Below are 22,491 nucleotides of genomic sequence, written 5' to 3'. Positions count from 1 at the left end.
TAAGACAAGTGCATGGGCCGTGGGTTTAGATATAGATAACTCGCGTTCCAAATCCTTTGCGGTGATTATGGGGCGACGGTAAAGCAAACCTAAGGCAGCGCGCGCATTTGGGATCCGTCTATCTAACGATAAAACGCGCCGCTCGGCCTCTGTACGCAAAGTTAGTACCTCCCGGAACACATCTCGCCCCCTGGACGCAGTTTCCGTCACGCCTTGTAAAAAAAATCGGACCCAATGAATTATATTGTTACCAACACGCACCTCCATTAACGCGTCATAGTAGCTAGCACGGTTACGTTCAAAAAAAATCCGACAAATATAGTGAGGGTTTGGCTAATAACCCGTGCCCCACTAGATACAATGGAACGAGCAGACGCCCAATGCGGCCATTTCCGTCTAAAAAGGGATGAATTGTTTCAAACTGATAATGGCTAATAGCGATACGAATCAAATGCGGGACTGTAATTTGCTGATTGTGCCAGAACTATTCTAGATCGCCCATCAGGTGCGGGACACCTTCATGATGAGGCGGGACAAAGGCGGCATCAGTTAAGCTTGAGCCCCCAATCCAGTTTTGGCTACTACGGAACTCACCTGGCTGCTCGTTCTCGCAGCGCACGCCCTGCATCAAGACCGCATGAGTCTGCTTGAGTAAACGGTTGGACAAAGGCAGCTGCTCCAGCTCGGCAATAGCTTTATTAATTGCATTTACGTAGTTATGAACCTCGTGCCAATCATTGCGTTTTTCAGGGAGAATATGTTCCTCTGATAGAAGGGCTTCGCCGATACCTGTCTGAGTGCCCTCAATACGGCTCGACGTCTGCGCTTCTTTAACTACGTTATCTGAATGAACAAGTCCACATCAGGTACGATGAGGGAAAAGGCGTTGAGCTCTCCTAAAGCCCGATTGGCGGATTCCAATAAAAGATGAATAGTTGGGTCCTGCCATGTCCAGTCATGGTTAACGAGTGCTGGTTCAAAGCTTTTATATTGATAGCGTTGGCGCCATTGCCCAGCTTTAAAGGTTTCAAACTTCATTAGCACAACTCGAACTCAATATTAAAATACTCCTCATCTTAGAAATAAGACACAAGGCCACCTTGTTTTGGTGGCCTGTTTGGATGCTGATTTTTCTTTGTGTCGGGAGAATATGCCTTCTAAGTGGCCTCGCCGTACAAGTGCACTTGACCGGTTGAGAACTTGTTCCAATATTTCGGATCGTGAGCCGCCGCTGCTTGATATAAGGGATTGGATGAGTATTCCGCGACGCATTGAAGCCTCACCAACTCGCGCTTCTCGTTCCACGCCGCTATCTGCGATGCGCTGAAACGCTGCCCGGTTAAGGGGCACTCCCAATCGATTGAGGACTTCGCCTCGACTGAAATCGTATTTTGCATTTTTGGCGAAAAAGTTCTAAAAATAGCGAAAAACTTTTTTCTCCGTCATCACCTAAATTCATGATTTAATTGGAGGCGGGGGTCGGAATCGAACCGGCGTCCACGGCTTTGCAGGCCGCTGCATGACCACTCTGCCACCCCGCCATTGCTGCGTAACGTGAATTGGTTACGTTGCACCGTTGCAGTGCGATAGGGAAAACTAAAAAGGGAAAACGGATTTCAGCAAGGGCGCGGAATATGCAAACGATGCCTCATGCAGATGAATCCATTTTCCCACTGACTGGAGCGGGAAACGAGGCTCGAACTCGCGACCCCAACCTTGGCAAGGTTGTGCTCTACCACTGAGCTATTCCCGCAAAAAAACAATCTGGCATTATAAGGATGCTGCTGTCTTTGTCAAGAAAAGGCGATACAAGAGCAGGGTTGAGACGTTTCAGCCATGCTTCAACGCCTGGGGTATCGCGACTTTAAGGTAGTAGGCCATGGACCATAATGTCAGTACTGCCGCCAGATAGATCAGCCATGTGCCCACTTCCTGCGGGTTGAAGTTTTCACCTATTTTTTCGTGATACAACAGCAGTGGGATGGCTGCCATTTGTGAGGTGGTTTTCAGTTTCCCTAAAAAGGAAACCGCCAGATTTTTTCCTTTACCAATTTGCGCCATCCACTCGCGCAGCGCTGAAATGGTAATTTCACGACCGATAATGATGAAGGCGATAAGTGCATCAAGCCTGCTCAGGTAGACCAGAACGATCAACGCCGCCGCCACCATCAACTTATCCGCTACCGGGTCAAGAAATGCACCGAAAGCCGAAGTCTGGCGGAGCACTCTCGCAAGGTAACCATCCAGCCAATCGGTGATGGCGGCCACGGTAAAAATAATGGTGGAGATGAGGTTCTGCTCTGACGGGGACAACCACGTCGAGGGAAAGTAGAATATGCCTACGAACAGCGGAATCGCCAGGATACGCATCCACGTAAGTACGTTGGGCAGGTTAAGAGGCATAAGGATCAGTATATGCCATTAAGGTGCTGTTCTGATGAACCCGGGTTGCAAACCTTCGATTCAAATTGTATTGTTACCCTGCCTCGTCGCGACACTACTCTTTGCTCAAATAAATATTCCCTCTCATATCAGTCTATGGGGGGTCAACATTTTTGGATTACGCCTCAGCGGCAATAAGCTGTCCCAAACTCGGGACGTTTATATGACTGGAACTGAAACAAGCCCTTTGTAATCAGTGCAATTCCCTGTAAATTTTCTCCGCCAGCGCACGGCTGATGCCATCTGCTTGCTGCAATTCTTCAATACTTGCGGTCTGCACGCCTTTCAGCCCGCCAAACCGTGCCAGCAAGCTTTGACGACGCTTGGCGCCGATACCATCAATTTTCTGTAAACTTGAGCTGGTGCGTAATTTACCAAGCTTGGCGCGGTGGCCGTAAATTGCAAAACGATGAGCTTCATCCCGAATCTGCTGAATCAGATGTAATCCGGGATGGTCCCTTGGCAATTGTAGCGGCTTTTCCGCTCCCGGGAAAATCAATTGTTCCAGTCCGGGCTTGCGCGCCTCACCTTTAGCTACGCCCAAAAGATTCGCGCCATTCAACCCAAGCTCGACCAGTACATCTCGTGCAACGCTGACCTGGCCTCTGCCACCATCGATCAGAATCAGATCAGGAAGACTTCCCTCGCCTTCGGCAACTTTATGATAGCGCCGGGAAAGGACATCGCGCATTGCGGCGTAATCATCCCCTGGCGTAATGCCGGTAATGTTGTAGCGGCGATATTCGCTGTTGCGCATGGCGAAGTTGTCATAAACCACGCAGGACGCGATGGTCGCTTCCCCCAGCGTATGGCTGATGTCAAAACATTCGATGCGGCCAAGGCCGGGCATATCCAGGGCCTGTTGCAAGGCTTGCAGGCGCTCTTCCTGGCTGGCCTGCCGGCTCAGCATCTGCTCCAGCGCCAGGCGCGCATTTTCCGCCGCCATATCCAGCCATATACGCCGTTCGCCGATCGGATTACAGTTGATGACTACCTTATGGCCGGATTGCTCGGCGAGCGCCGCTTGAAGGATGTCCCGCTGAATTTTCTCACCGACGATGATAAGATTCGGCACGCTCCGATTGAAATAATGCTGGGTCAGAAAAGCCTCCACCATTTCGGGCGGGTCGTACCCTTCCGCATTTTGTGGAAAAAAACTCTTGTCTCCCAAGTGGCGCCCTCCCCTTACCATGGCAAGATTGACGCAGGCCCTTCCCCCGCCGTTAGTTTCGACAACGCAGGCAACCACATCGGCATCCAGCGCCTTGCCGCTATCGACGAACTGTTTTTCCCGAATTTTTCGCAGTGACTGAATCTGGTCGCGAAACAAGGCAGCCTGCTCATACTCCTGCAAATCCGCGGCTTCCCGCATTTTTCCGGCGATGCTTTCCAGAACCTCGGTCTGCTTGCCCTGCAAGAAAAGCTCAGCGTCTCTGGCATCCTCTTTATATGCCTGCGCTGTGATCAGATCGACGCAAGGCCCGCTGCAACGCTTGATCTGATAGAGAAGACAAGGCCGGGTGCGGTTGCTGAATACGCTATCCTCGCAAGTGCGAATCCGGAATACCTTTTGCAGAAGCTGTATGCTCTCTCTCACCATTCCCGCATTTGGAAACGGTCCAAAATAATGATGGTTCTTATCCAGTGCGCCGCGGTGAAACCCAAGCCGGGGAAAACGATGACCGCTCAATATCACGTACGGATACGATTTATCATCTCTAAACAGGATGTTAAAGCGAGGAGTTAAATTTTTTATTAAGTTGTTTTCGAGCAACAGCGCTTCCGCTTCAGAACGGGTCACTGTGGTTTCTATGCCCGTGATTTGGGAAACCATCAATTGCATGCGGGGCCCCAGGCCGCTTTTCTGAAAATACGATGAAACACGTTTTCGGAGATCGATAGCCTTGCCGACATAAATCACCTGGCCTGCCGCATTCATCATGCGATAGACTCCCGGCTGCGATGGCAGGCTCGAGTAAAATGCCTTGGGGTCGAAAGTAGACTCTACCGCCAAGGCGATCAGTCCCCCTCACCCAGCAGTTTGCCCCCGATGGCCCAACTTTCGTGAGGCAGTTCATCGAAAGCAATATAGGTATAGGATTTCGGCTTGTGCGCGACTCGCTCGAGCGTATCGGTTATTTCCTGAGCAATCTGTTTCTTCTGCTCGCGGCTGAGGGTGCCGGCAATGCGTATATTGACGTAGGGCATGGGTTAGTTAGTCTCCAGTTTGCTGATGAAAAGCCAGGTCGCTGCAAATTTTCGCGAATACCTGTTCGAACATCTCTGCAGTCAGACGCCGAGTCTGGGTATTGTAACGGCTGCAATGGTAGCTGTCATATAGTGTCAGGCTGTTGGGTTTCAAGCTATCGGATGCCGGCCCGGCAGTTAATTCATGGATGGCGCCATGGCCGAATGGATAAGCTTTTTGCTTGAGCCCCAGTGCCATGAGCACTGCCCGATGAGCAACCCCACCGAGAGCGAGCAGCGCGGTGCCGCCGTCTTTTGCGAAACCAGCGATCTCGGCCGCCAGGTATCCATTACATTGTCTGATCTCGCTTGGTTCAGGTTTGTTTTCGGGGGGAAGGCATTTGACGGCGTTGGTAATGCGGCAATGCGTGAGCTGCAAATTATCTTCCACCGAAGCTGAACCTTCATGGTTGGCGAAGCCGAATTTATATAAGGTCCGGTACAACAAAACCCCGGCAAAATCACCGGTAAAGGGGCGGCCGGTACGATTTGCGCCGTGCATTCCGGGAGCGAGACCGACAATGAGCAGCTTGGGCGTTACATCACCAAAAGCCGGCACAGGACGGGCGTGATAATCCGGATAACGAATTTTTACCTCGTCCAGGAATCGGGCCAATCGGTGGCACTGGCGGCAATCCGCCGAGAACATTGATTGCATGGGGTTATCGAGAGCTTTTTATAGTAAGATGCGCGTTTTCTTGATTCACTGGAACAATAATGGCTAAAGTTCTTGCAACGGAAATCCGCGTCGGCAACCTGATCGAATGGGACAAGCGCATCTGGCGCGTCCTGAAATGTTACCACGTTCATGTTGGAGGCCGAGGTGGGGCATTCATGCAGGTAGAGATGAAGGATATCGAAGCAGGCACCAAGACCAACCAGCGCATCCGTACCGACGACAAAGTGGAACGCGCTTTCGTCGAGCCGCGCGACATGACTTTTCTCTACCAGGAAGGTGAGAATTATATTTTCATGGATAAGGAAAACTACGAGCAATTGGGCCTGTCGCAGGAATTTCTTGAGGGTCAGTATGAATACCTGCTGCCGAATACGGACGTGCAAGTCAATTTCCACCATGATCGCGCAATTGGCGTACAGCTTCCCTCCAGCGTAGTGCTGACCATCACAGACACCGAACCCAATTTGAAAGGGGCCACCGCCACCAGTTCTTACAAGCCCGCCACGATGGAGACCGGCCTTGTTGTCATGGTTCCGCCATTCGTCCTCCAGGGCGAAAAGATCAAAATCAATACGGACAGCGGCGAATATATCGAACGGATGTAACAAGGCAACTCATCCCCGCTTCTCGCCCTGATCAAAAACTTAGCTGGGTACGGAAGGAAATAACGGAAGGGCTGTCCGTACGGTTTGGCGTGCCGGCGCCGGCGTTTCCGAGTTCCGCTTCGGTAAGATAATAATTAAGCATTAATCGTACCCCTTCCCGAACATACCAGTTAACGCCCAGCGTGAGTACCTGGACCTGGCATTTGGTTGTGCCGGTGCCGCAGGGATTCTCGGCCAGGCTTTGATCCTTGTTCTCGACTGCGTCATAACGCGCAGCCAGTTCGATTGCCCCCCATTTCCTGATCGGCTTGGGCTTGCCGAAAGCGCCGCGCTCCTTCCGGTAGATTGTTCTTTCACCGGTGACAAACCAGCTAGCCTGTACATAGTATGCCTGTATGTGAGAATCCTTCTGCGCCCCCGCCAATAGATGGGTATTGTCGAGTTTTACAGCGGCGTATTCTCCTTGCAGGTTGACAGGCCCAATCGCATAAGCTGCTTCCAGTGCCCACGTGGTCTCGCTATGATGGCCGGATAAGCCCGCAGCGGCACCGGCGGAACCGAAGGATTGGCTAAAACCGCGCCGTCCACCATAAATATCAACTACCTTTGCAGAAAGTGATCCGGCAGCTTCCGTATCGATACTGTATGAGAAACCAAAGTGGAGGGTATCACCTTCCTGCGAGCGGGGCACCCAAAATAGCCGGCCGCCATAGCTTGAACCCTTGATAGGCATACCGGTGTGCGTCAGGCTCATAATATTGACAGCATAACCGAGCTGGTCCGCAAAAATACCCTTGTAACCGACCCCCATCAGCCACTGCCGCCCCGCATAAATGCCGGTGGACGAGGTCGAGGGACGCTCCATCATCGTGGTTTCATTTGAGCTGGTCAGTTCTTCCATGCCACGATAAGCCTTGAACTGGCCGATCGTGAGTTGACCCGGGCCGATTTTGGCGGCGACCCAGGCTTCCCGAAGGCTGCCGGGAAATGTTCCGGCCGCAAAATCGTTCTGAAATTTGAAGCTGAGGTCGTAGAACCGGGCGGTCACATCGGTATAGCCGCGGCGAAAATTGAAACCACTGCGCGGCTGACCATCGGCTACCTGGCTTCCAAAAGCGGGATAGGCGGGATCAGGTTTATCGTTGTCAAACGAGTGTACGTCGAGATGAGCGCGAGCACCGAAAACCATTTCAAAATTGCCATCATTTGTCTTGATTTTAGGGCTACCTTTAGTATCAATGACAAACGGATGGGTCCAGCCGACGTTCGCGCTTATCGACACAACCAGGGCGCAACATTTCAAGACGTTATTTATCGATTCGGCTGTGAATTTAATTGGATGGCCCCGGTTTGCTTTGTCTCTTTGTCTTTGTGGTGCTGATCGCATAATTCGTATATATGCGACCCGGCCTTGGAACGCCTGCCTGCCACAGGCCCATCATATTACTTGGGTGTAAGTGTAATGAATAATAGAGGCTGGACGATGGCGCACTGAACGTTCGAGATGCGCCGTCCAATGTCGCCATGTCAGATCCATACGGCGCCCGGCATAAGAACAGTTCCCTCAACTTTTTCCAATATTATCAGTAAAAACATTGGCATTGAATTGGTGCACCGGCTTCCAGCGCAGCGAGTATCGTATGATGCCCGGTTATCATGGAATGGAGAGCGTTTTTGGTGTGGTACCGCACTGAAGCGTTGCGAGACGGCACGTAACCTTTCAAACACAGCAATATTGCTGGATAAACAAGAAGGAACAGCCATGAAATTATTCTCTATATCATCTCTTTTAACCTTGGCCAGCGCGGCGATATTCAGCATCGCGGGTATAGCGCAGGCTCAATACGGCGGTAGCACATCCGGCCAGGGAAGTTCAGCCGGACAGAGCGGTTCTACGGGTAGCAGCAGCGCTTCTGGCCAGGGTAAGTCCCGATCCACTCAAGGTGGGACTACCAACGATGGAATGGATATGGGATATGTGGATCAGCAAAAAAGAGAGGAACGGAGCAAAGATGCAGGATCGCCGAGCAAAGATACCCACGTCCCCGACTTCCCTGTGGATAAGGAAGGAAAGCCGAAAAAAGACCCAAAGTATGAACAAGGTGGATCTATAGGGCCAAATTAATCCGACGATATGGCTAAAAATCACCGTGGAATTTTCAGACGTGGATACCCTGATTGCTGCGGCCGAGTGAATTCGGGCCGCAGCGCTATTCTGCAACTCAGACTGCTTCCTGGCTGGACGTCAGCCTTGAGGTCTAAAGGTTGACGGACTCATAATTCTTATTGGTCAAGCGGTTAAGGCCCTGGAGCGATAAGCGTGCTCGTTGTCAGCCACTGATTTTCACACCCTGGCTATTCAGTTAAGAAAAAGTGAAAAAATTAATTTATATTTTTCTGACAGGGTTCAGCCTCCTTCCAAACGCATCTTTGCTTGCCGAGGAAGGTACTGCGGCCAGTGCCGTTATTATTCGCGTCGGCAGTACCGACGACAACGTGGATAACGCATCGCTGGAATTGGTCCGAAAAACGATCGGCAACGCCATTGCCTCCGATACTGTCGATACTTTCGATGTTTATTATCCCAGAGTGGGTGGCCCGACATCAACCAGGGTGGGTTTATCCGCTTGTGCGGAAGCAGGCCTTAGCTCAACACCGCGTGAATTTCGCAATTTCGTCGAGCAACTGCGTTCTATTCGTCCGAAACCCGGAACTTTTGTCAAAGTGGAATTAACGGACCGCTGCAAAGAAATTGAACCCATCGAACCATTGGACTGTGGCGGACTTCTGGGAACGTTATGCCCCGATGCGCAATACTGCGAGGTCGGTGCCGGGCAATGCAAAATTCGCGATGCGCAGGGAACGTGCAAGGCCATACCCAGCACCTGTACCAATGAGCACAGACCTGTTTGCGGTTGCGACGGCAAGACCTACGGAAACGCGTGTGAAGCGGCACGCGCAGGTGTGTCTGTGGAGCATCACCAGAAATGTGAGCTTGAAGAATTGGTGCGATGACGTTGCAGCGAGCAGATGCGATGAAACTAAAGGCAAGAGTGAATGCAGCAGCTCGTTTATAAGTTCGCTGTCATTCATACGCCGTCGCATTTACTGATTGGCTTGGAAGCGCCGACAGACTGGCGTAATTTTGCAGCCATTATACCGGCGGCCACTATCAAGCCCATGCCGAGCAGCGCCATGCCCGTCACCGGGTCGCTGAATAGCAGCACTCCATATACGTAGGACCACGCAATACTCAGGTATTGGAGGCTGGCATTGACGAGTATGCGGCCGGTAGCATAGGCGCGCGTCATCAGCAGTTGTGCGAATGTTGCCAGCAAACCGACAGCGAGCAACATGCCCAGGCTTTTGAGAGTATGGGCGTGCCAGCCGCCAGCCAGCGGCACGACTGCGGCACCGGCGCAGATACTGCACAGCGAGAAATAAAACACGACACGGGCTTCCGGTTCGCCGGCCCTGCCGAGAGCGACCACCTGCAGGTAAGCAAGCGCGGTAAGCAGACCCGAGAGCAGGCCCATCAGGCCCGCCCTTAGCTGATCCCCCGCCATTGTTGGCTGGAGGATACAGATCACACCGGCGAAACCGGCAAGCACTGTGCATATCAAACGACTATCAACCTTGCTCCCTCCACTAAGAGCGGTCCTGACGAGAAGCAGCAGCGTCATCCAGATAGGCGACATGTAGTTCAATGTCACCGCCGTGGAAAGCGGTAAAGCGCTGATTGCATAAAACCAGAGACCGAGCGCACACACGCCTGCCAGGCTCCTCCCGAAGTGCATCGCCGGCAGACGGGTGCGAAGCGTTTGGCCATGTGCGCGCGTAAGCAGCATCATGGTGGCTGCCCCTATGACGCCACGGTAGAACACGATTTCGGCCGTACTATAGTCCGCGGAAGCGAACTTCACACACATACCCATCGTTGCAAAAAGCAACGTTGCGGCAATCATCAGCATGGGCGACGACATTCTTCCTTCCTCTTCGGAGATGCGTGTTTTGACCCTCACCGCGCCGTAAACGCGGTTGGTATCGGCTAGCAGCCTGTCGGACTTAAAGAATCGCAGCGAAAAAGAGACTGGTTGAGGGCAGATTTTGCTGATTTTGAAGGCCAATAGTTATTCTATTGGTCGAAAAAGCGGCGAAATATGAACCAGCCAGACGCTTTTGCAGCCGATTTCCTTTAAGTCCGACAGGCTGCTAGCCTGTAAGATATTACAGCTATTCATACCGGCTAATCCCGAGTTAAATGGCCGTCATTGTGGAAACCGTTCACAAGTTGCAACCATTGTGGAGGTATAGTGAAGGCGGATAAGCAAGGGAATCCCCTGCGCGCTACCGCGGCCTCGAGGAATTCTCCGCAAAATGCGGGGGATGTCCCTGCGGCGCATCATCCTGGACCTGTCACCAAACGGAACAATCCAGTAGTGATGCATTATGCGGGAAAGAAACGCGCTGAAAACGAAACACTTCTGGAAGAAGCGCTGCTACTGCGGAAACAGCGGGGCGGGTGCGATCTCGATATAGCAGCCAGCCTGAGCAATCTGGCCGAGATTCACCACGCGCAGGGAAACCTTGAGCTGGCTGCGCCACTTTTTCTCCGTGCATTGAATATTCGGGAAAAGGCCCTGGAGCCGAATCATCCCGAGATTGCTATGAGCCTGCATAACCTGGCTACGCTCTACCGCGATCAAAAGTGCTATGCGCAAGCCGAGCATCTCCTTCAGCGGGCGCTGGAGATTTCGGAAAGCAGGTTCGGCCCCAATAATCCGGTGGTAGCGATCTGCCTGAACAACCTGGCTGAGATGCAGCGCGAATTGGGGCAGCTTCAAAACGCAGCAACCCTTCTTGCACGCGCATTGCAAATTGGTGAGAAAATCTTGGGCCGGCACCATCCCGATGTTGCCACGAATTTAAATAATCTTGCATTGCTGCATCTCGCGCAGCGGCAGTATGCCCAGGCCGAGCCGCTTCTTAAGCGCGCGTTGAAGATTTCAAGGAAAACCCTGGGTCCGCATCATCCCGATGTTGCCACTACCCTGCACAATCGGGGTGCGCTTTATGCTGGTCAAGCTCGATATACGCAAGCAGAGCGGCTTTATAAGCGGGCGCTGAGGATAAATGAAAAGCGCTTCGGCCCAAACCATTTGAGTGTAGCCATCACGCTGAAGAGTCTGGCCACACTATATCGGCGTACACATCAGCCAGAAAAAGCGGAGTCTTTCGAAAAGCGGGCATCGGCTATTTCATCGATACGAAGATACCCAGTTAGATAATGGCACGAATCTTCCATAAGCCGGCCGGATTTAGGTTCATGCGTCAGGAGGCGGTATCGATTCTCAGGCTATCCGTATAAAATTGTTGGTATGAATGCAATTTTGCCATCATTTATTGATTTTTCCGCCCCGTCCGTTGATGTGGCTCGGTCTCTGATAGGCGCAACCTTACTCCTCGATGGCGTCGGGGGACGCATTGTGGAGACGGAAGCATATGATCACGAAGATCCTGCGTCGCACAGTTTTGGCGGTCCCACCAAGCGTAATAGTGTGATGTTCGGCCCGCCCTGTCGAGCCTACATCTATCGCTCCTACGGAATTCACTGGTGCCTCAATTTCGTTTGCCGCACGGAAGGACATGGCGCGGGTGTCCTGATTCGCGCGATCGAACCGCTCGCAGGGCTGGAGACCATGCGGGCGCGGCGCGGTCTCAATGATGTGCGCCTCCTTTGCTCCGGACCGGGGCGTGTCTGCCAGGCGCTCGGTATAACGAGTGAGCATGGCGGTATGCCCATCGACGCACTACCATTTCAACTTACACTCCCCAATTCCGGGGAACAGATTCCAATCGTGACAGGCCCGCGCATCGGTATTTCAAAAGCCGTGGATGTGCCTTGGCGGTTCGGTCTTGCCGGGTCCCGCTTTCTGAGCCGTCCGTTTCGTTGACCGATCATGACTGCCTATCTCCCTATCTCAGGTAGTGGGAAATTCATCATCACAAAAAATCCCCTTCTAATCGCCGCTTTCTTCTCTTTTTTCTAATTGCTGGCGTTTTGGCTTAAATACTCCCCGCTTTCTGCTTGAAGTCGTGAACCTGCGCTGATAATCGCAGACTGAACAGAACCTGCCTGAATCGTGTCCTTGTCAGCCTCTTTGGCCCAATGGTAGCGATTGCGTATTGCCTCACGATACATCCGTTTCTCACGTTTACCCATGTCGATACCACCTCGATCCGTTACCGGCATTTTGCGGCAACGTATCCTCTTGGGACATTCCTTTTTTATTGAGGTAACACACTACCTGGCTTGCTATTTTAATTCTGTGATCTATAAAAAAAGGAAGGATGTTTTATACCCTTTGAAAATATAAACATGTAGTCGAAGGCGCGTGCCTGCTTGCTCCGATAGTAAAAGTAAATTTTTAACACGCCGATCAACGAGGAATCAGCCATGGCAACCAAGTACCTCAGCAATTATTACAGCTACAAAGTCGTCCCGCAGGTTTTCGGCTTCCAGGTGGCGGAAGTTGATCCGAAACTGGCGCTGGAAAAACAGGTGCAAGGGCATCTCGCGAACGGACATCGTTATTTTTTCCAGGACGAGTTCCAGAACGCCCTGAGTGAGTATCAGACAGCCTACTCCCTGTTGCACAAGTTCCTTCATCCCTATTTCCCCGTCAACGTCACTGTAATCGCTACTTCGGCGCTCAAGCAGATGCAACTGACCGACGCAATGGTCAGCGCTGCTGCTCAGGTTGCAAGATACCGCTCTGCCGTCGCAGACCGCCCGATAGTAGCGCCCGGTAATCCCCCGCGGGAAATCTCGTCCATCGTGCAGAAGTTCGGTGGCATGGGCAGCACTGTGGTGGCATCGCCAGCGGCCATCCTTTATGAACAAGCTTCTACGTATCTTCAGGCCGGGGCTACTGCTGAAGCCCGGCCCATCATTCGGCAGGCGCTCGAACTCAATGGGGGACGCGACCGTGAACTGGAATCGAATCTCCTGGTGGCCTCCGGCATAGCAGCCGTGCAGCAAAGCGAATTCGATAACGCGCGTGACAGTTTCACGAAAGCATTCCAGCTTGCGCAGCGCACGGGCGCGGGTATTGGGCCGGCGAACATACCCGGGGTACCCGGCGCGGTGGTCGCACCCGGCGCGCCTGGCGCAGCCGCAGCCGTGGCGGGACAATCGCTGCAAACCCCGGAACTCGGGGCAATCAGCAACAACCTCGGGGTGGTAGCGGCATTGACCGGGGATGCGCGCAGCTCCGGCGCCGCTTTCCAGGCGGCGGGCGACTCCGTTCCCCTGTCGTTCGGGCGCACGCTTTCGCAGCCGCTCAACCCTGGTACGGCTACCGCAATGCAGAGGCCGATGGGCAGTGAGGGACTCGGCTTCATCCTTAATTCACCGTCAGGTTCCAGCCAATATCTGGACGTATCACCCGCAGTTTCGCTCGCCAGCGGCGCTCAGCAATTCGGAGTGTTCAAAGGTGACCAGATTGTCAGCGTCGATCTTCAGGCCAATGCGGCTGCAAACCTGACGGCAAGCATCTACCAGCCGCGAATCAGCGCTAGCACACTCGCGGCACTCGCTACTTTCGAGATCATCGACACCAATTTCATCGCCTATATCCCGCACACCTACGGTTTCACCATTCCGTTGAGCCTTGGCGATTGTCATCTGGAGCTGGGCGATTATGAAGAAGCCATCAGCTGGTACGAAAAGGCCCGCGACTATCAATACCTGAACCAGGCCATTGAAGCCCCGATGATCTGGTTGAAGCTGGCCAATGCTTACACCAGGTGGGGTAATTTCCTGTTCGAATCCAGTGAGAAGGCCGAAGCCAGAACAAGGTATGAACAGATTGTCCGCCTGACCGATCCCATCCTGGATCCGGCTTCGGCGCTCTACAAGTCGCCGGTGTTCGATGGACTTACGGCGCAGGTACAGGCCATTCTCGCCGCGCCGCAGCCCTTGGATGCCAACGTGCACAACCCGTCCATCGCAGCGGTGGTATTGCTCGCCAAACTTAATATTCAGAACATCGAAGATGGGATCGATTTTCCATTGCTCAGCCTGGCGCGCGAGCAGATCCCGGTGTTTCGTTTCGACTACTTGCAAAATACCGCGCGTTATTTCGCCGAGCATGCGATTCAGGCGGAGCGGACTTACATCAATTTCAAGACCAGTGCTGAGCAGGAGCAGTTCCAGCGGTCGATGCTGGAGAATGCGGTCGACCTGGAGGCTGCGAACGAACAACTCGAGATCAAGAAGGTAGAGATAGCAAAAGAACAGAAGGAAGCGATCGAGGCGAACCAGGCTTATGCGAATACACAACTCGAAAACGCCAAAAATCTGAAAACGGAATATGCGGACGTGAGTCTCGAAGAGATGGCTTTGGACTCCGAGATCACGTATGTCGGTGCCCCTACGACCGAGTACGATTTCTCGGGCTATGAAGGATACGGAATCTCGAATGGAACCCACCGTGTCGACGAAGTGCTCCGTACGCTGACACGCCGGCGCAGCGAGATCTCACGCGAGTTCGAGCTCAATAACATGGATCGCCGGATCAGCGAGCTGGAGGCTGCGAAGAAAGTCGCGGATGAGCAGGTGGACATTGCGACCAAACAGAAGGAGGCCGCTGATATCCAGAAGAATATCGCCACGCTGCGCAAGCAGCAGGCCGAGCAGCAACTGGCGCTGTTCGACTCACAGGAGTTTACGCCTGACCTTTGGAACCGCCTGGCGAACGAGATTCGCCAGATCTCCAAGTCATATCTCAGCCAGGCTATCGTGATAGCCCGGCTGATGGAGCAGGCTTACGAGTATGAGGTGGGCAAGGCGGTGAATATCATCAAACCCGCATATAACCGGAACGATCTGGCGGGTCTTCTAGGCGGCGATTTTCTGCTCCGCGACATTGATTCGTTCACTTTCATGCGGATTATCCTGGGCGAGAAAAAACAGCCGATGAAGGAAATCATCTCTCTGGCGGATCGCTACCCGGTCCAGTTCCTCCGCGATTTTCAGCGGACGGGAACCATGGGTTTCCGTACCGAGCTGAGCGATTTCGACCGGAACTACCCTGGTGCCTACCTGCAGCGCATCAAGCGCGCCGAGGTGATTGTCGAAGGGTTGATCGGCCGCGGCGGAATACATGCGAGCCTGACCAATACCGGACTTTGCCTGTCGCGAATGCGTAACGGAGGCATCAAGATGCGGCTGCTACAGCCGGAAACGCTGCTGGTGTCGCAATACCGCATTGCTGCAGACGCCGTAATCTTCACGCCGGATGTGGAGATGCTGGCGATCTTCGAAAACAGCCCGGTCTCGACCTCATGGGTATTCGAGCTCAATCCTGCGGCAAACGACATCATCCTGAACTATATTACCGACATAAAGCTCGTGCTCTATTATGAGTCGTTTTTCGATCCGAACCTGAAGCCGAAGGTGCTGGAAGAACTCGCGGTCGAGCAGATGAATGCCGGACGCCGCACCGTCGCGCTCCGGTACGAGCTTTTCGATGAGTTCTTCGCGTTCCAGGATACCGGCGACGTGACGTTCACGCTTCGATCGACCATGCTGCCTTTCTATCATCTGGATCCGCACGTACGCGAACTTACCTTCCTGATTGAAACGGACGAGGGCGCATCACCCGAAAATCTGGTCGTCAAAGTATCCGCTGCCGATGGCACTACTGCCACCCAGACCACGACTGCGGATGGCGCGCTTTCGACGGGTGGGTCAAACTCGCTCAATGCGTTCATCGGCAAGCCGTGGTTGAAGGAGTGGAAGATTGTGATTCCGATGGCGGAGAACCAGGCGCGGTTCGATGCCGGTTTCGAGTGGTCGCAAGTTCAGAACATCATAATGACTACGGAGTACGAGTTCACCCCCCGCCGCATCCCCGGCCAGCCTTACCTGTTGCTGCTGGATCGCTTCGATGCGGACACGCTTGCGGATTTCGACATTGTCGACGATCCACAGGCCACGGTATCCGCACCGTCGGAATGGGTCTTCAATGCTGAAGCGCGTCGAATCGATCAGCTGTCGGATATACACGGGGGTGCGTTCGGAACCGGTGCGACCGGACCCGATAAGCCCGGTACCTACCTCGTTCGGAAAACAACGACCGCACTGCCAGCAGTCCAGAATTGCATCGTGGTCGTCGACGTCAGCTCGGAAGACAACGACGGTATCGGTGTCGTGTTCCGCTGGCAGGACGTGGACAATTTCTATTACTTCCTGATGGATCAGCAGCGCAACTATCGGCGGATGGGGAAGAAAGTCGCCGGCGTATTCCAGGAACTCGATACCGCCGCACTCGATGCAACTCATGGATACGAGGCTGGTATAAGCTACTCGTTGAAGATACGCATCAGTGGGACACAGTTGAACGCGTACCTGAATGACGAACTGGTATTGTCGGGGCAGGATGCGTCGTTACCCGGCGCAGGGCGTGCCGGGCTTTTCTGCTGGGGCAGCGCGGGAGCACACTTCGACAACTTCCGCATCGTCGATCTCTGACATAAGAGGATACCCTGTGGCCAACAAATCGCCTGTCAATCGTCAATCTGCGTCCAATCCGGCCGGCGGCGGCGACGTTCGCGGTCTCGGCGAGACGTTTCAGCCGGACCTGAATTCCGGTGTCGGCAACTATCGGGTTCCGCTCGATCTATTGCCGGGCATACGGAATTTCCAGCCCAGCCTGGCTCTCGGCTACAGTACAGGCGCCGGGAACGGTACCTGGGGCTTGGGTTGGTCGCTGCCTTTTGCCGCCATCAGCCGCCGTACGTTTCGAGGTACACCCGCCTACACGGATGACGACACATTCCTGTTCGCCGGACAAACGGAACTCCTCCCCGTAGGTTCCGGCAACTTCAGGGCATCAATCGAGAACGGATTCGAGCAGTTCAGCCGCACGGCGTCCGGGTGGCAGGTCACTGAGAAGTCCGGCATGCGCCACACCTTCGGGACCACGGCCGAGAGCAGGATCGAATTCGACGATAATGGGACGACTCGGGAGTTCGCATGGCTTATCGAACGCACAGAGGACACCGCGGGCAACACTATTACCTACCGGTATCGAACAGAACAAGGCCAGCGATATATCGAGGAGATACGCTACGCCGTCTATGCGGTCCGGTTCGAATATGAAGCTCGCCCCGACCCGTTCTCGGATTTTCGCAGCGGCTTTGAAATGCGCACCGCCCTGCGCTGCTCACGTATCACGCTTCACGTCGAGCCGCTGGGTCCGGCCGCTGTGCGGACATGGGCGCTGGCGTACGATACGGAGCCCTTCTCCGATTTATCGCTTCTTCGGTCGGTCACTTTTTCAGGCAACGATCCGGAAACGGGGGAGTCGGCGTCACTTCCGCCGCTGGAATTTTCCTATACTGAATTCGCTCCCTCCAGTCGCCGCCTGAGGAAGTTCCTGGCTCAGGCCGGCGCAGCACCGCCCGGCCTCGATCAGCCGAACCTGGAGTTGATCGATCTTGAGGGTCGCGGTCTCCCCGGCATTCTGTCGATTGAAAACGGCGTGGCGCGATACTGGTCCAATACGGGTGAACTCAGGTGGGGACCACCCCGTTCCTTGCCGCAGTTCCCGGCTGTTTTCTCCACAGCTGAAGATCGCGTGCAATTTGCCGACATGGACGGAAACGGCGCGGCGGATGTGCTGGTCGGCAGCGGAACGCTGAGTGGTTTCTACCGCAATGAGGGAACCGGCGCTTTCGCCGATTTCAACCAGTACGTCCGGCAACCTCAGCTCGCTTTTGAAACCGGTGGTCTGCAGTTAATGGATGTCAATGGCGATGGCCTCGTTGACGCGGTGCATGACGGCCGCACCGGTCTTCAGGTATACGACAATCTGGGGTCCGCAGGGTGGAAACCCCCGAGACTGCTGCCCAAGGACGACCTGCCGACGCCGGTTCCCAACCTATCTTCCGGCGATCCCCGCGTCCGTGTTGCCGACATCAATGGCGACGGACTTGCGGATGTGGTGTTATTCAGCAGCGGGTATTTCGAATACTGGCCCTCGCGCGGCGGAGGCCACTTCTCCGAATCGCGCAAGATGACCGCCGCGCCGAGATTCCCCTATCCGTTCGATCCGGCGCGAGTGTTCATTGTCGATATCAACGGGGATGGCCTGGCCGATGTCGTTTTTGTCGGCTATGACGAAGTAACGTACTGGATCAATCAGTCGGGGAACTCGTTCAGCGCTCCGCAGACGATTCGCTACACCCCGCCAACCTCGCACGCCGATACCTTGCGAATCGCCGACATGAGCGGAACCGGAACGGCGGGGATCTTGTGGACGAGTCCGTATCCGGACTATCGCTACCTCGACTTCACCGGCGACGTGAAGCCCGGTCTGCTCTCGCGCATCGATAACGGACTTGGTCGCATCACGACCATCGAATACACCACCTCGACCGAGGAGGCAAGGCGTGACCGCGAACAAAGGGAACCATGGGCGTCATTTCTTCCGTTTCCTGTGCAGGTGGTTTCCGCCGTTACGGTCGATGATTCGATCAGCGGCCTGCACAACGTGACCCGCTACCGCTATCATGAAGGCCACTACGACGGACATCGACGGGAATTCGACGGATTCGGCCGATCCGAGCAGATTGAAGAAGGCGATGACTCGATTCCTTCGTGTCGCACCGTCTTTCATTATCACACTGAAGCTTCCGGACGGCCGACCGTTCCCGATCCCGAGCTTCGGCGCAGCCTGAAACGCAAACTTTTTCGGGTAGAGGTATTCGGAGAGGACGGCGGTCCGCTGGCAGCGACCCCATACCGGGTGGAGGAGAGCCGATGGATCGTACGTGTCGAGCAGACGCTGCCGGATAGCCGGCGAGTTCTGTTCCCCTTCATTGAGGAGACCACCACGTCGACGTTCGAGCGCACGTCCGAGGCGCGTATCGAGCGGCGCCTGCTCACGTTCGATATATCCGGAAATGTGACAAGCGAAGAGCGTCGTGGAGAAGGAGGGGCAGGCGCACCTATCGCTATCGTTGTAACGACCCACGCCGAGTACGCGCTGGGCCCGGCAGGGCGCGTTCGCGACCGTGTCTCCCGCATTGTCCAGCGTGACGGCGACGGCAATTTGCTCAACGAAGTGCGCCAATACTATGACGGTGCTGCATTCCAGGGCCTGGCGCTCGGCCAGGTCACAAATGGACTGCTCACCCGCACCGAAAAGGTCGCGCTGCACAAGGATGTGGCCACGTCCACATACGGTGCCCATGAGCCTGACTTGTCCGCGTTGGGGTATCACGACGGAGAGGATCAGGATGGCAAGCCCGCCTGGTTGTACGATCATAGACGGGTCAGCCTTGATGAGCGCGGCAACGTTCTGGTCAGCCGGGATGCACGCGGGAACGACACGATCTACACCTTCGACGAGTTCGGTCTATTTGCTACGTCGATCACTGATGCAAAAGGTTTTGTTGCGACGGTCGAGCACGATCTTAGGGTAGCGAGGCCCCGGCGGATGGTGAATCCCAACGGCGGCGTGACCGAGTCGCGCTACGATCCCTTGTCACGTATCGCCGTGGTAGTGGCGCCCGGCGATACGCTCGCCATCCCCACCGTCACCTATTCATATGAGACAGCGACGCTGCCCGCGCTTCGTGCTGCCCATTATCGCGTCGTTTCAGGTGATACTCGTACCATCTCCGTCAACGAATATCTCGATGGAACCGGCGCCCTGTTCCAGCGCCGGACCGAGCATGACGGCAACATGGTATCCGTCAGCGGACAGGTCGTCCCCAACGCTCGAGGAAAAACAGCCGAAAAATTTGAATCCTTCTATGCCGAGGGATTGGGGTTCGAGCCGTATTCGGCTGATCCCTCCGCGCCACGGCGCAGCTTCTTCTTCGACCCATTGGGCCGCGCGATCCGTACCTTGCATCCCGATGGCGGCCAATCCGGCGCGGAATATGGAACATTCGACACGCTGTTTTCTGATGCAGGGGATAATGACCCTGCCCTGGCGGATTCGTTCGGGACACCACGACGCGAGATCTATGACACGTGGTATCGCCTGGTGGCAGTGGAAGAGCGCGACCAGGCATCGGTCCGCACCACCCGCTACGAACTTGACGCCACCGGCCGTTTGCGGCAGATCACCGATCCCCGCGGGGTGGTCCTTAGCCGCATCACTCACGATCTGACGGGACAGGAGATCTCGATCGATCACGTGGATGGGGGGCGTCGTCTGCTGGCTTATGATGCCGCCGGCAACCTCGCGTTACAGGTGGATGGAGCTGGCGAGCCGATTAATCGCCGCTACGATGAACTGAATCGCATCATCGGGACGGCTTATGGGGGAGCCGAGCCGGAAACATATTTCTACGATGCCGGGACAGGCGCAAATCTGACGGGCCGGTTGGCACGCTCGATCGATCCCGCCGGCGAGACCACCTACAGCTACGATTCCCGTGGCAATGTAGTCGAGCGCTCGCGCATGGCGCCGGGCCAGACCGAAGCCCTGGCGCTGACCTATTCATTCGACCGCATCGGCCGCATGATCCGGCTGACCTACCCCGATGAAGCCGCTGTCGATTTCGAGTATTACTCGGGATTTCTGCTTCGGGGTATCCCGGGATTTGTGGACGCAATCGAATACACGGCCGCCGGTGTGCGAACGGGGATGGATTATCAAAACGGCGTCCGCACTAAATACGGCTATGACCCGGCTTCTCTTCGCCTGCGCGAAATCCGGACGTTCCGGCCCGATACTGGAGCCGTGTACTTTCATACCCGTTACGACATCAATACGGTCGGGAACGTTGCGTCAATCGAGGATCTGAGACCCGGTACCCCGGGATTTGTGCGGACGCAGAGCTTCGGATACGATGCATTCCACAATCTGCTGGAGGCTTCCAGTCCCGATCCAGCGGCAGGGTACTCGCATGTCTATGAATATGATGCGGCGGCAAATTTTATTCGCAATCCGCTGATCAGCCCCAACCCGCTCTTTTATGAAAGTGGCGGCAACAGCAACCGGCTGAGCGGCCACCTGGACAACGGCGGCATCAATCCCGTCAGCTTGTTCGGGTACGACCTGAACGGCAATGTCGTGTCCATGCCGGGGCGCACCCTGACGTTTGACGCGAAGCAGCAGCTCGCGCGGGTGCAACTGGACAGCGGCGCCGATGTCGCTTTTTTCTACGACCATAAAGGTGTGCTGAGCCGGCGCGAAGCGACCGAAGCCGGCTCGACGGAGGTGACGCACTACGTTGACAACCTGTTCGAGTCGCGCGATGGTTCAGATATGCGCTGGGTGATGGCGGGAGACCTGCCGGTTGCCCGTATCTCCGGCGGGACGACCGTATTCATACACAATGACCATCTGGGCAGTGCAGTCATCTATACCGACGCGGATGGTAACCTTCTGACCGAGACCGCGTTCCACCCATTCGGGAGCGTGCTCATTGCACCGTCCGGTACGCTGCCCCCCGCGTTCGCGACGAAAAGACTGGATGCGGATATCGGCCTGTACTACTTCAACGCACGCTGGTACTCGCCGACGATGGGTCGCTTCATTTCACCGGACCCGCTCTACCTGTACCAGCCGGAACAAGGGCTTCAGGAACCGAGGCGCCTGAACCCTTACGCGTACGCCGGCAATAACCCGGTGCGCTATGTCGACCCGAGCGGCCTCGGCTTCTGGGATGTGCTGGGCGCAATCGTCATTGCCATTGCCGTGGTGGTAGCCGTCGTTGCCGTTTCGGTGCTGACCTTCGGCGTCGGGACCGCAATCGGGTTCGGCACGCTCCTGGCCTATGCGGCCGTTGCGGGACTTGCGGGCGCCGCAATTGGGGCTGTCGTGGGCGGCATTGCCTACGGTAGCTGGGAAGGCGCATTGCGCGGCGCGTTGATAGGATTTACCGCGGGTGCCAATGCCATGATCGGCGGCATGATCTTCGGGCCGATCATCGGCGCCGCGCTTGGCGTCATCACCTTCCTGTCGGTCATTCCGCCGGTGGCAAAGAGCGATGTCTACCAGGGTATACTCGGCTGGACCAGCTATCTGATGCCGATGAGCTGGCCGGGCCATGCGATTGGCCTTACCCTGTTCGCGCTGAATGTCATCGGTTACCTGGTCACGTTCGGGCAGGTGGATGCGCTGCGGATTCGCGACATGCAGGTCGACTGGAAAACAGGAAACATTTTCACGGTGGGCGGATGGGTCGGCCAGTTGGACGGAAGAGCGTTCAACTTCGGCGCATTCAGTTTCGTGAATACATCCCGCTATGTCGGCGGGGAAATCATACCGGCCACGTTCGAGCATGAGTCGGGCCATATGCTGAGTAACGCGGCATTCGGTTTCTTCCAGGCAACGCGCGTGTTTGAAGGAAACGGGCTGGACAGCTTCTGGGAGCGCATCGCCGAAAGTAATGTGCCGCCGGGGCTGCGCGGCAGCGACCCCGTCACGCCGGAACCCGATCGTCCCAAGATTCCGCAATGGGGTTGATTCGAGGCATCCGGGCCGTGCG

At 55.2% G+C, this 22,491-nt stretch carries 17 protein-coding genes, 2 tRNA genes and 1 pseudogene; 7 read left to right on the top strand and 13 right to left on the bottom strand.

Annotated elements, in window-relative coordinates:
* Positions 1-298: 298 nt before the first annotated feature.
* The 10 genes and pseudogenes from F822_RS15695 to F822_RS00880 form a co-directional block, all read right to left on the bottom strand.
* Positions 299-451: a Fic family protein gene (locus tag F822_RS15695; protein ID WP_231623537.1), complete on the bottom strand. Its 153-nt coding sequence runs from the start codon at positions 449-451 to the stop codon at positions 299-301.
* A 33-nt stretch (positions 452-484) separates the two neighbouring features.
* Entirely contained in the window at positions 485-787 is a 303-nt protein-coding gene (locus tag F822_RS15690) for a Fic family protein (RefSeq protein ID WP_231623612.1), read from the bottom strand.
* 47 nt (positions 788-834) lie between these two features.
* Positions 835-1,038: a hypothetical protein gene (locus F822_RS15685; RefSeq protein ID WP_025039796.1), complete on the bottom strand. Its 204-nt coding sequence runs from the start codon at positions 1,036-1,038 to the stop codon at positions 835-837.
* Between the two features lie 33 nt (positions 1,039-1,071).
* Positions 1,072-1,389: pseudogene (locus tag F822_RS15965) on the bottom strand (hypothetical protein); the annotation flags it as partial.
* Positions 1,390-1,467: 78 nt separating this feature from the next.
* Positions 1,468-1,541 (bottom strand) — tRNA-Cys (locus F822_RS00905).
* 137 nt (positions 1,542-1,678) lie between these two features.
* Positions 1,679-1,753, bottom strand: a tRNA-Gly gene (locus F822_RS00900).
* Between the two features lie 77 nt (positions 1,754-1,830).
* Complete coding sequence (pgsA, locus tag F822_RS00895) at positions 1,831-2,403, bottom strand: CDP-diacylglycerol--glycerol-3-phosphate 3-phosphatidyltransferase (protein ID WP_025039798.1); 573 nt, start codon at positions 2,401-2,403, stop codon at positions 1,831-1,833.
* Between the two features lie 232 nt (positions 2,404-2,635).
* Entirely contained in the window at positions 2,636-4,456 is a 1,821-nt protein-coding gene (uvrC, locus tag F822_RS00890; protein ID WP_036574402.1) for an excinuclease ABC subunit UvrC, read from the bottom strand.
* 5 nt (positions 4,457-4,461) lie between these two features.
* Positions 4,462-4,650, bottom strand: coding sequence for a tautomerase family protein (locus F822_RS00885; protein ID WP_025039800.1), 189 nt, complete (start codon positions 4,648-4,650; stop codon positions 4,462-4,464).
* Positions 4,651-4,657: 7 nt separating this feature from the next.
* On the bottom strand, positions 4,658-5,347 hold the full coding sequence (locus tag F822_RS00880; protein ID WP_025039801.1) for a uracil-DNA glycosylase: 690 nt from the start codon (positions 5,345-5,347) through the stop codon (positions 4,658-4,660).
* A 59-nt stretch (positions 5,348-5,406) separates the two neighbouring features.
* Between F822_RS00880 and efp the strand changes: the two genes are divergently transcribed.
* Entirely contained in the window at positions 5,407-5,973 is a 567-nt protein-coding gene (efp, locus tag F822_RS00875) for an elongation factor P (RefSeq protein WP_025039802.1), read from the top strand.
* Positions 5,974-6,004: 31 nt separating this feature from the next.
* Here the strand turns inward: efp and F822_RS00870 are convergent, their stop codons facing one another.
* Positions 6,005-7,162, bottom strand: a complete 1,158-nt coding sequence (locus F822_RS00870; protein ID WP_231623536.1) for an OprO/OprP family phosphate-selective porin — start codon at positions 7,160-7,162, stop codon at positions 6,005-6,007.
* Positions 7,163-7,477: 315 nt separating this feature from the next.
* Between F822_RS00870 and F822_RS15680 the strand changes: the two genes are divergently transcribed.
* Together F822_RS15680 and F822_RS15560 are read left to right on the top strand one after the other, a co-directional pair.
* Positions 7,478-8,098 (top strand): hypothetical protein, encoded by a 621-nt coding sequence (locus tag F822_RS15680; RefSeq protein WP_231623535.1) that lies wholly within the window; start codon positions 7,478-7,480, stop codon positions 8,096-8,098.
* A 248-nt stretch (positions 8,099-8,346) separates the two neighbouring features.
* The gene (locus tag F822_RS15560) at positions 8,347-8,988 is read left to right on the top strand and encodes a Kazal-type serine protease inhibitor domain-containing protein (protein WP_025039805.1); all 642 of its coding nucleotides are present in this window, start codon (positions 8,347-8,349) and stop codon (positions 8,986-8,988) included.
* A 74-nt stretch (positions 8,989-9,062) separates the two neighbouring features.
* Here the strand turns inward: F822_RS15560 and F822_RS00855 are convergent, their stop codons facing one another.
* Complete coding sequence (locus F822_RS00855) at positions 9,063-9,956, bottom strand: DMT family transporter (protein ID WP_025039806.1); 894 nt, start codon at positions 9,954-9,956, stop codon at positions 9,063-9,065.
* 330 nt (positions 9,957-10,286) lie between these two features.
* On the opposite strand from F822_RS00855, the gene F822_RS00850 reads away from it, so the two are divergent.
* Together F822_RS00850 and F822_RS00845 are read left to right on the top strand one after the other, a co-directional pair.
* Positions 10,287-11,261 (top strand): tetratricopeptide repeat protein, encoded by a 975-nt coding sequence (locus tag F822_RS00850; protein ID WP_025039807.1) that lies wholly within the window; start codon positions 10,287-10,289, stop codon positions 11,259-11,261.
* Positions 11,262-11,351: 90 nt separating this feature from the next.
* Complete coding sequence (locus F822_RS00845; RefSeq protein ID WP_025039808.1) at positions 11,352-11,927, top strand: DNA-3-methyladenine glycosylase; 576 nt, start codon at positions 11,352-11,354, stop codon at positions 11,925-11,927.
* A 92-nt stretch (positions 11,928-12,019) separates the two neighbouring features.
* Here F822_RS00845 and F822_RS00840 read toward each other — a convergent pair whose 3' ends face one another.
* Entirely contained in the window at positions 12,020-12,226 is a 207-nt protein-coding gene (locus F822_RS00840; RefSeq protein ID WP_025039809.1) for a hypothetical protein, read from the bottom strand.
* Between the two features lie 204 nt (positions 12,227-12,430).
* Between F822_RS00840 and F822_RS00835 the strand changes: the two genes are divergently transcribed.
* Positions 12,431-16,510, top strand: a complete 4,080-nt coding sequence (locus tag F822_RS00835) for a Tc toxin subunit A-related protein (RefSeq protein ID WP_025039810.1) — start codon at positions 12,431-12,433, stop codon at positions 16,508-16,510.
* A gap of 16 nt (positions 16,511-16,526) precedes the next feature.
* On the top strand, positions 16,527-22,469 hold the full coding sequence (locus tag F822_RS00830; RefSeq protein WP_025039811.1) for a toxin TcdB middle/N-terminal domain-containing protein: 5,943 nt from the start codon (positions 16,527-16,529) through the stop codon (positions 22,467-22,469).
* The last annotated feature ends 22 nt before the right edge of the window (positions 22,470-22,491 follow it).

The sequence above is a fragment of the Nitrosospira briensis C-128 genome (genome assembly GCF_000619905.2).
GTDB classification, from domain to species: Bacteria; Pseudomonadota; Gammaproteobacteria; order Burkholderiales; family Nitrosomonadaceae; genus Nitrosospira; species Nitrosospira briensis.
Note: the sequence above shows the minus strand (reverse complement) of the source record. Positions and strands in the feature narration are given on the sequence as shown.

Coding starts and splice junctions, on each gene's coding strand:
- F822_RS00880 (WP_025039801.1), bottom strand. CDS start 5,347: ATGCAATCAATGTTCTCGGCGGATTGCCGCCAGTGCCACCGATTGGCC.
- pgsA (WP_025039798.1), bottom strand. CDS start 2,403: ATGCCTCTTAACCTGCCCAACGTACTTACGTGGATGCGTATCCTGGCG.
- F822_RS00835 (WP_025039810.1), top strand. CDS start 12,431: ATGGCAACCAAGTACCTCAGCAATTATTACAGCTACAAAGTCGTCCCG.
- F822_RS15685 (WP_025039796.1), bottom strand. CDS start 1,038: ATGAAGTTTGAAACCTTTAAAGCTGGGCAATGGCGCCAACGCTATCAA.
- F822_RS15680 (WP_231623535.1), top strand. CDS start 7,478: ATGCGCCGTCCAATGTCGCCATGTCAGATCCATACGGCGCCCGGCATA.
- F822_RS00840 (WP_025039809.1), bottom strand. CDS start 12,226: ATGCCGGTAACGGATCGAGGTGGTATCGACATGGGTAAACGTGAGAAA.
- efp (WP_025039802.1), top strand. CDS start 5,407: ATGGCTAAAGTTCTTGCAACGGAAATCCGCGTCGGCAACCTGATCGAA.
- F822_RS00855 (WP_025039806.1), bottom strand. CDS start 9,956: ATGTCGTCGCCCATGCTGATGATTGCCGCAACGTTGCTTTTTGCAACG.
- F822_RS00870 (WP_231623536.1), bottom strand. CDS start 7,162: ATGGTTTTCGGTGCTCGCGCTCATCTCGACGTACACTCGTTTGACAAC.
- F822_RS00885 (WP_025039800.1), bottom strand. CDS start 4,650: ATGCCCTACGTCAATATACGCATTGCCGGCACCCTCAGCCGCGAGCAG.
- F822_RS00845 (WP_025039808.1), top strand. CDS start 11,352: ATGAATGCAATTTTGCCATCATTTATTGATTTTTCCGCCCCGTCCGTT.